This window comes from Trueperaceae bacterium, assembly GCA_019454765.1.
In the GTDB taxonomy this organism is placed as follows: domain Bacteria; phylum Deinococcota; class Deinococci; order Deinococcales; family Trueperaceae; genus JAAYYF01.
Map to the genome: position 1 here is coordinate 6,280 of JACFNR010000022.1, position 7,376 is coordinate 13,655.

Consider the following 7,376-nt stretch of genomic DNA (forward strand, 5'->3'; position numbering starts at 1 on the left):
GGCTGATGGTCTACCAATTCGGCGTGGGAACGAGGGGAGGACTCATGTTGAGAGCAGGCGAAGCACGACACGTGACGGTCGCGCCCGAACGGGTCGCCGCGGGCGCCGGCACGCACACCGCGCTCGACGCACGGCTGGTGTTCCTCCTACCCGTGGCGTTCGGGTTGCTGAGCGCCTGGTTCATGCCGCGCGGCCCCGTCACCACGGCGCACGCGCTGTGGAGCCTGGGGCTCTCCATGCTCGTCGGGCTGGCGCTGGGGTACCTGTCCGGGCAGCGTCACGCCCTGCTGCTCGGCCCGCTCGCGTACCTACTGGCGTTCGAGCTGGCGCGGCTCCCCGTGCGCGGTCCGACGGTCGACCTGCCCACGGGCGGCGTCTACGGCTTCATCGCGCTTGCCACGGGCCGGCTGTTCCCGGCGCTGCTCACCCTCGTCCCGCTCGTCGCGGGCGCCACCCTGGGGCTGGCGCAGGCGGCACGAACCGGCCGCGCGGCCCCCGGGGCGGTGGGAGCGCCCGGGGCGATCGTCGCCGCCGCCGTGACCGTCGGCCTTGCGGCGCTGGCGGTGGTCGTGGCGCGTCCGGCCTCGACGGCGGCGATCGTGGGTCCGGACGGCGGCGACGTGCCCGGGAGCGTGGCGGAGCTCAGTCGCGTCGTCATCGGCGGGCACGAGCAGGTCCTGCTGATCCGCGGTCGCGACACGACCAACCCGGTTCTCCTCTACCTGGCGGGCGGGCCGGGCGGCACGGACCTGGGCGCGATGCGCCGCGACACTTCGCTGGAGCAGGACTTCGTCGTCGTCACGTGGGAGCAGCGCGGCGCAGGCAAGTCGTACGCGGCGCTCGACCCGCTCGACACCTTCACCGTCGAGCAGTTCGTCGCCGACGCCACCGAGCTTGCCCAGCACTTGCGCGCCCGGTTCGGCGTGGAGAAGGTGTACCTGGTCGGCCAGTCGTGGGGCTCGACGCTGGGTGCGCTGGTGGTCCAGCGGCGCCCCGACCTCTTCCACGCCTTCGTGGGCGTCGGGCAGATGGTGAGCCAGAGCGCCACGGACAGGGCGTCCTGGGAGGACGCCGTGGCGTGGGCCGACGCGAACGGCCACGAGCGCCTCGCCGCGCAGCTGCGACGAAACGGCGCCCCGCCTTACGAGAACGTGCTCGCCTACGCGCCGCTGGTGGCGTCGGAGCACGACTGGAACGCCTACCCGGGCTTCGACGGCAGCAACGAGATGCCCGGCATCCTGCTCGTCCCCGAGTACACCTTCATGGACCGGATGAACGCGTTCCGGGGCTTCCTCGACTCAGCCGCCGCCCTCTACCCGCAGCTCAGGGACGTCGACTTCCGGCGCGACGTCACGCGCCTCGAGGTGCCTTACGTGATGGTGATGGGCGAGCACGAGACCCGCGGGCGCACCGAACCGGCGGCGGAGTGGTTCGCGGGGCTGGCGGCGCCGTCGAAGCGCGCCGTCGTGTTCGAGGGCGCGGGACACCGCGCCAACTTCGACCAGCCGGGCCGGTTCGCGGCGCTGATGCGCGAGGTGCGCGAACTCTTCCATTGAGGGCGGGCTCCCCGCCGCCCCGGGCGGGCCGCCGGGCCGCGCGAGCGCCTCAGCCGGGGCGGTGCGGTCGCCAGCCGAACTCGCGCCTCAGGGGGCGGTTCCAGCGGTTGGCGGCGAGATCGCCGTTCACGAGGGCGGTGCCGACGCAGTACTTGCTCATCTTCACGGGCCGCGCGCCCATGGCCCACAGCCGGCGGTCGAGCTCGGACCTGCCGCCGGCGCTCTTCGTCTCGACCAGCACCAGGTCGGGCCCACTCGCCGAGCGGTTGGGCCCGACGTAGCTCATCTCGACGTCGCACGTCAGGCGCGTGCCGGCCGCTGCGGCCAGGAGCGTCGTGCGCACGTAGTCGACGGTCAGGACGGGCCGCAGCTCCGGCGAGGGGGTGGCGCCCTGGGCGTCCAGGACGCCTGCCAGGAAGTCCCTGGCCTCGCGGTTGAGGGAGTAGAGCTCGTCGGCGCCGTACGGCATGCGGCGCTTGACCGTCTCGCCGCGCCCGCCCTTCACCTTCACCTCGAACGTCGCGAAGCCCGAGTCGAGGTAGTTGCGGGTCCGCACCTTGAAGCGCCGGCGCCGGCCCTGGCGGTGAGCGTGGTAGAGCGCCAGGTCGGGGGTGTCGAAGTAGACGGAGGAGTAGCGGAACTCCCGCACGCCGTCGACCTCCAGGACCCTGAGGTCGCTTCGCACGGCCGCGACGAAATCCGCGAACAGGCCTGGCGTCAAGAGGTACTTGCGGTCGACGCGCGTCTGGAGGTCGGCGGCGCCGACGACCTCCTCGAGGCTCACGCTCGGCAGGGTCGCGGCGGCGGCGCGCAGCGCGCCGACCCCCCTACCGGCCGTCCGCCCGCCCCCGGCTCGCATGGCGCCCCCCGCGCGCAGGGCGGCGCCCGCCGGCGGCGTCCTCACGGCGGGCACCAGCGGCATCACGACCGCGCCTCGAGTGCGCCAAGCGGGGTGCTCGCGCCGACGCCCACCTTCCGCCGCGGCGCGCAGGGCAGGCGGTAGCGGACGTCCACGACGGTCAGGTCGCGCACGAGGTCGAGCTGCATCGTGGCGGCGTGGAGCACCTGCGCGCCCAGCAGCTTCTCGAGGGCCTCCTCCAAGCGGGCGGCGTCGGGGTAGGCGGCGTCGAGGGTGATGGTCTGGCGGCGGGTGGTGGCCGCGAAGCGCGGGTGATCGACCACGTACATGACCGCCACGAGGACGCCCGACATGAGCGGCGCCAGCCACGCCGCACCGGGGTGCAGGCCGTTCACGAGGCCGAGGGCGAGGCACACGAAGTAGTAGGCGATCTCCTCCTGCGTGATGGCGTCGGAGCGCAAGCGGATGATCGACAGGATGCCGAAGAGGCCAAGGCCGAGGCCGAGGCCGGCGTCGCTGCCGGCCAGGAGCATCGTCACGGCGAGCACGCCCGTGTTGAGCGCCACGTAGGCCAGCACGAGGTCGCGCCGCGAGTGGCGCCTGAAGTAGAGCCCGTACGCCAGGATGGTTATGGCGACGAGGTCGGCGAGCAGCGCCGCGATCAGGTTGGTCATGGGTTCCCTCCCTCGACGAGGTCGCGCCGGCCGCTCCCACCGGCGGCGACGCCCCGTGTTGCGCACACCGTAGGCGGGTCGGCTGAAGCCAGGCTGAAGGTGGTGAGGGGTCACCCCGGCGCGGCGGCCGGGTCGCGGGCTCCGTCCCGGCGGCGTTGACGCCCCCAAGTAACCCGACTAGACTACTCAAGTATCCGGACACGGATGCCCGAGTTCGATGGTCACGGCGGGTAGCGCCCGGGTTCACGAGCTCGCCAGGCGCGGCCGCCCGAACACGCGGCCGCGACCGACTCGAGAAGGACGGGTGCGCGCCACTCCCATGAACGCCGCATACGCCAACCAGCGCGACCGGCTCACCGCCGTCGCCCCGCCGACCCCCACCGCCGGGGCGACGACCGCTGGCCTGACGTTCGAGTCGCTGTCGCTATCGCGGCGCGGCCTCCTCCTCCTCGACGCGCTCGACGCCACCGTCCCGCAGGGCCAGATCCTGGCCGTCATGGGGCGTTCCGGCGCAGGCAAGACCACCCTGCTGCGCACCATCGCCGGCCTGGCCGCCCCGACCGACGGCCGCGTGACCCGGCCCGGCGGCCGCGTGCCCGTCGTGTTCCAGGAGCCCCGCCTGTTGCCGTGGCGCACGGCGCGCCAGAACGTGGAGCTCGTGCTCGCCAAGGGGCAACGCGCCCGCGCCGCCGACTGGCTCGAGCGCGTGGGCCTGGCCGACGCCATGGACGCCTACCCCCTCACGTTGTCGGGCGGCATGCGGCAGCGCGTGTCGATAGCACGAGCGCTCGCCTGCGAGGAGCCCCTGCTCCTGGTCGACGAGCCGTTCTCGCACCTCGACGTCCTCACCGCCCACCAGCTCCGCGCCGAGCTCGTGCGGCAGATCCGCGCCGTGGGTTGCACCACCGTGTGGGTCACGCACGACCCGGCGGAGGCGGCGGAGGTGGCGGAGCGCACCCTCGTGATGGGCGGGCCGCCGCTGGGCCGCTGGAAGTTCGTAGACCATCCGGACGCTCGAGGCGTGGAGCGCCTCGCCAAGTTCCTCGCCCACGAGCTCTCGTGCCTGGCACTACTCGGACCCGCTCAAGCGGGAGACCTCAAGGAGGAAGGGTGAACGATCACCACCAAGACCCCACCGCGAGCGCGCGCGCCCCGCGCCGCCTCGTCACGTCGACCCTCGTCGCGCTGCTGACGGCGGCCGTCGCCCTCGTGAGCACCAGCGCGCTGGCTCAGGAGAAGCTCGACGTGCTGCGCTTCCGCCACCCCGCCAACCTGGCGTTCTCGGCGCCGTTCCAGATGATAGGCGAGTCCGAAGCGCTCGCGCCCTTCGCCAACGAGATCGACGTGGGCGAGTGGGCCACCCCCGACATCCTGCGCAGCATCCTCGTCACCAACCAGTCCGACGTGACGGCGGTCCCCACCTACGTGGGCGCCAACCTCGCGAACAAGGGCGTCGACGTGAAGCTGGCCGCGGTGATGGTGTGGGGCCTCATCTGGGTGCTCGGGCCGGAAGACGCCGGCCACGACTGGGAGAGCCTGCGCGGCGAGACGGTGATGGTGCCGTACCGCAACGACATGCCCGACCTCGTCTTCCGCCACCTCGCCGAGGCGAACGGCCTGACGCCCGGCGTGGACTTCGAGGTGCAGTACTTCGCCAAGCCGCAGGACGTGGTGGCGCAGCTCGTGAGCGGCCGCGGCAAGTGGGCCGTCATGCCCGAGCACACCGCCACCCTCGCCCTGATGAACGCCAACAAGAACGGCCAGGCGCTCGGGCGCTTCCTGAACCTGCAGGAGGAGTGGGCCGTCGTGACCGGCAAGCCGCGCATCCCGCAGGCCGGCATCCTCGTGCCCACCTGGTTGGCGACCGAGCGCCCCGACGTGCTGGGCGCCGTCCTCACCGCTCTCGAAGAGGCCGTGGCCGAGGTGAACGCCGCCGGGCCGGAGGCCGTCGCCACCCTCGCCGCCGTGAGCGGCCTGCCCGAGGCGGTCGTCAAGGACGTCATCCCCCGCCTCAACCTGGAGCTCGTCCCCGCCGCGGAGGCGCGAGAGGAGCTGGAGGCGTTCTACGGGGAACTGGCGAGCATGTCGCCCGACATCATCGGCGGTAAGCTCCCGGACGCCTCCTTCTACCTCGCCGACCCGCGGTGACGGCACGAGCGATCGGCTGACCCCGAGCGCCGCCGGCGACATGACCGCCACGAGGAGGAGGCAAGCTGCCCCCAACCGAGCGCGCCGCACCCTGGTGGGCGGCGCGCTCGGCGTCGCGGCGCTGCTCGCCCTGTGGGCGCTGCTGGCGTCGTCGCAACCGGAGATAATCCTGCCGTCGCCGGCGCAGACGTGGAGCGCACTCGTCAAGCTGTTCCTTAGCGGCGCGCTCATCGACTCGCTGGGCCTGACGCTCTACCGCGCCGCCACCGGCGTGCTGCTCGGCCTCGCCATCGGGGTGGCGTGGGGCGCCGTGAACGGCATGTCGGATTGGGCGAGCAGCGTGTCGCGCCCGGCGCTGTCCGCCCTCATGGCGGTGCCGCCCGTGGTGCTCGTGTCGCTGGGCCTCATCTGGCTCGGGCCCGGCGCCGGCGTCACGCGGCTCGTGATAGTGCTGGTGGCGCTGCCGCTCATCGTGGTGACGGTCGAGGAGGCCGTGCGCGACCTGGACCGCACCCTCATCGAGATGGCGCAGGCGTTCCAGCTGTCGCGCCTCGATAGGCTCGTTCACGTGGTCGCCCCAGGGGTGGCGTCGCCCGTGCTGGCCGCCACCACCGTCACGTTCGGGCAGTCGCTGCGGGTGGCCATCATGGCCGAGCTGCTCTCGGCCGTCACCGGCATCGGGGCGCAGGTCCAGCAGGCGCAGACGAACCTCGACACCGCCAAGATCTTCGCGTGGACCATCACCGTCGTGCTCGTGGTCATCCTGCTGGAGGCGGCGGTGCTCAACCCCCTCAACGGGCGCCTGCTACGCTGGCGCAGCGTCCCCGAGGCCGGGGGCGAGGAGGTGGGCGCGTGACGTTCCAGGAGCTATTCGGCACCGAGCTGCCCATCATCCAGGCGCCCATGGCCGGGGTGCAGGACCATCGCCTGGCCGCGGCCGTGTCCGCGGCCGGGGGACTCGGCTCCCTGCCGTGCGGGCTGCTGGAACCCACGGAGGTGGCGGCGGAGCTGCGCGCCTTGACGGCCGCCACGGACGGGCCTTACAACCTCAACTTCTTCTGCCACGCCGTGCCGGCCCCCGACCCGGACGGCGAGGCGCGCTGGCGCGAGCTGCTCGCCCCCTACTACGCCGAGCTTGGCCTCGACCTGGGCGCGGAGGCGGTCGGGCGCTTCCGGGCGCCGTTCGGCGACGCCACCGCGGCCGTCGTCGAGGAGCTTAGGCCGCCGGTGGTGAGCTTCCACTACGGCCTCCCCGCTGCGCCCCTGCTCGCGCGCGTCAAGGCGACCGGGGCCAAGGTCATCGCCACCGCCACCACCGTCCTCGAGGCCACGTGGCTGGAGGCCCGCGGGGTGGACGCCGTCATCGCGCAAGGGGCCGAGGCGGGCGGCCACCGCGGCATGTTCCTAGGCGACGTCACCACTCAGGTCGGCACCTTCGCGCTCGTCCCGCAGGTCGTGGCCGCCGTCGACGTCCCCGTCATCGCGGCGGGCGGCGTCGCGAGCGCCGCCGGCGTGCGCGCCGCGCTGGCGCTGGGGGCGAGCGGCGTGCAGGTCGGCACCGCCTACCTCCTCTGCCCCGAGGCCACCACGAGGCCCGTGCACCGCGAGGCGCTGAAGAGCCCGGGCGCCGCCCACACCGCCATCACCAACGTCTTCACGGGCCGGCCGGCGCGCGGCATCGTCAACCGCCTGATCCGCGAGCTCGGGCCGCTCAACGACGCAGTGCCGCCCTTCCCACACGCCGCCAAGGCGTTGGCGGCCCTGCGGGTCGCCGCGGAGGCCCGCGGCAGCACCGACTTCACGCACCTGTGGGCGGGGCAGAACGCCGCGGGCTGCGCCGAGGTGCCTGCAGGGGAGCTGACGCGGCGGTTGGCAGAGCCGCTTCACGTTGCGCCCAGGTTCCCTTGACGCGAACCCCCTCGGCTCCTAGACTGCGCCCCTAGGTGGACGGCCAACGTCTACCGCAGCCGAGCGCGCGGCGCGTCGCCGCGCGGCGGGGGACCCGAGCAGTTGGGGTGAATCCGGGGCCTACCCGGACGGAGACTTCCTCCTCCGAACCCGTCAGCTAACCTCGCAGGCGTCATAGGAAGGGTGGTAGGAGTGCGCCTCGTTCTCCTTGCCGCGGCGGGCCCGGACGGC

General features: G+C 73.2%; 7 protein-coding genes. 5 read left to right on the top strand and 2 right to left on the bottom strand.

Going from position 1 to position 7,376, the window contains the following annotated elements; translation table 11 throughout:
- Positions 1–44 precede the first annotated feature (44 nt).
- Positions 45–1,556, top strand: a complete 1,512-nt coding sequence (locus H3C53_07730; protein MBW7916552.1) for an alpha/beta hydrolase — start codon at positions 45–47, stop codon at positions 1,554–1,556.
- 49 nt (positions 1,557–1,605) lie between these two features.
- On the opposite strand, the gene H3C53_07735 is transcribed toward H3C53_07730, so the two are convergent.
- On the bottom strand, positions 1,606–2,481 hold the full coding sequence (locus tag H3C53_07735; protein MBW7916553.1) for a polyphosphate polymerase domain-containing protein: 876 nt from the start codon (positions 2,479–2,481) through the stop codon (positions 1,606–1,608).
- The gene (locus H3C53_07740) at positions 2,478–3,089 is read right to left on the bottom strand and encodes a DUF4956 domain-containing protein (protein ID MBW7916554.1); all 612 of its coding nucleotides are present in this window, start codon (positions 3,087–3,089) and stop codon (positions 2,478–2,480) included. Before H3C53_07740 ends, H3C53_07735 begins: the two co-directional genes overlap by 4 nt.
- A 319-nt stretch (positions 3,090–3,408) precedes the next feature.
- On the opposite strand from H3C53_07740, the gene H3C53_07745 reads away from it, so the two are divergent.
- The 4 genes from H3C53_07745 to H3C53_07760 are packed head-to-tail and all read left to right on the top strand — an operon-like array spanning position 3,409 to position 7,145.
- Positions 3,409–4,203, top strand: coding sequence for an ABC transporter ATP-binding protein (locus H3C53_07745; GenBank protein MBW7916555.1), 795 nt, complete (start codon positions 3,409–3,411; stop codon positions 4,201–4,203).
- Positions 4,200–5,237, top strand: coding sequence for an ABC transporter substrate-binding protein (locus tag H3C53_07750; GenBank protein MBW7916556.1), 1,038 nt, complete (start codon positions 4,200–4,202; stop codon positions 5,235–5,237). Before H3C53_07745 ends, H3C53_07750 begins: the two co-directional genes overlap by 4 nt.
- Before the next feature lie 40 nt (positions 5,238–5,277).
- Complete coding sequence (locus H3C53_07755; protein MBW7916557.1) at positions 5,278–6,093, top strand: ABC transporter permease subunit; 816 nt, start codon at positions 5,278–5,280, stop codon at positions 6,091–6,093.
- Positions 6,090–7,145 (top strand): nitronate monooxygenase, encoded by a 1,056-nt coding sequence (locus H3C53_07760; protein MBW7916558.1) that lies wholly within the window; start codon positions 6,090–6,092, stop codon positions 7,143–7,145. The genes H3C53_07755 and H3C53_07760 overlap by 4 nt, the downstream gene beginning before the upstream one ends.
- The last annotated feature ends 231 nt before the right edge of the window (positions 7,146–7,376 follow it).

What these genes read in the sequence shown, in the direction of transcription:
- H3C53_07740 (MBW7916554.1), bottom strand. Translation starts at nt 3,089, where the DNA reads ATGACCAACCTGATCGCGGCGCTGCTCGCCGACCTCGTCGCCATAACC.
- H3C53_07755 (MBW7916557.1), top strand. Translation starts at nt 5,278, where the DNA reads ATGACCGCCACGAGGAGGAGGCAAGCTGCCCCCAACCGAGCGCGCCGC.
- H3C53_07730 (MBW7916552.1), top strand. Translation starts at nt 45, where the DNA reads ATGTTGAGAGCAGGCGAAGCACGACACGTGACGGTCGCGCCCGAACGG.
- H3C53_07745 (MBW7916555.1), top strand. Translation starts at nt 3,409, where the DNA reads ATGAACGCCGCATACGCCAACCAGCGCGACCGGCTCACCGCCGTCGCC.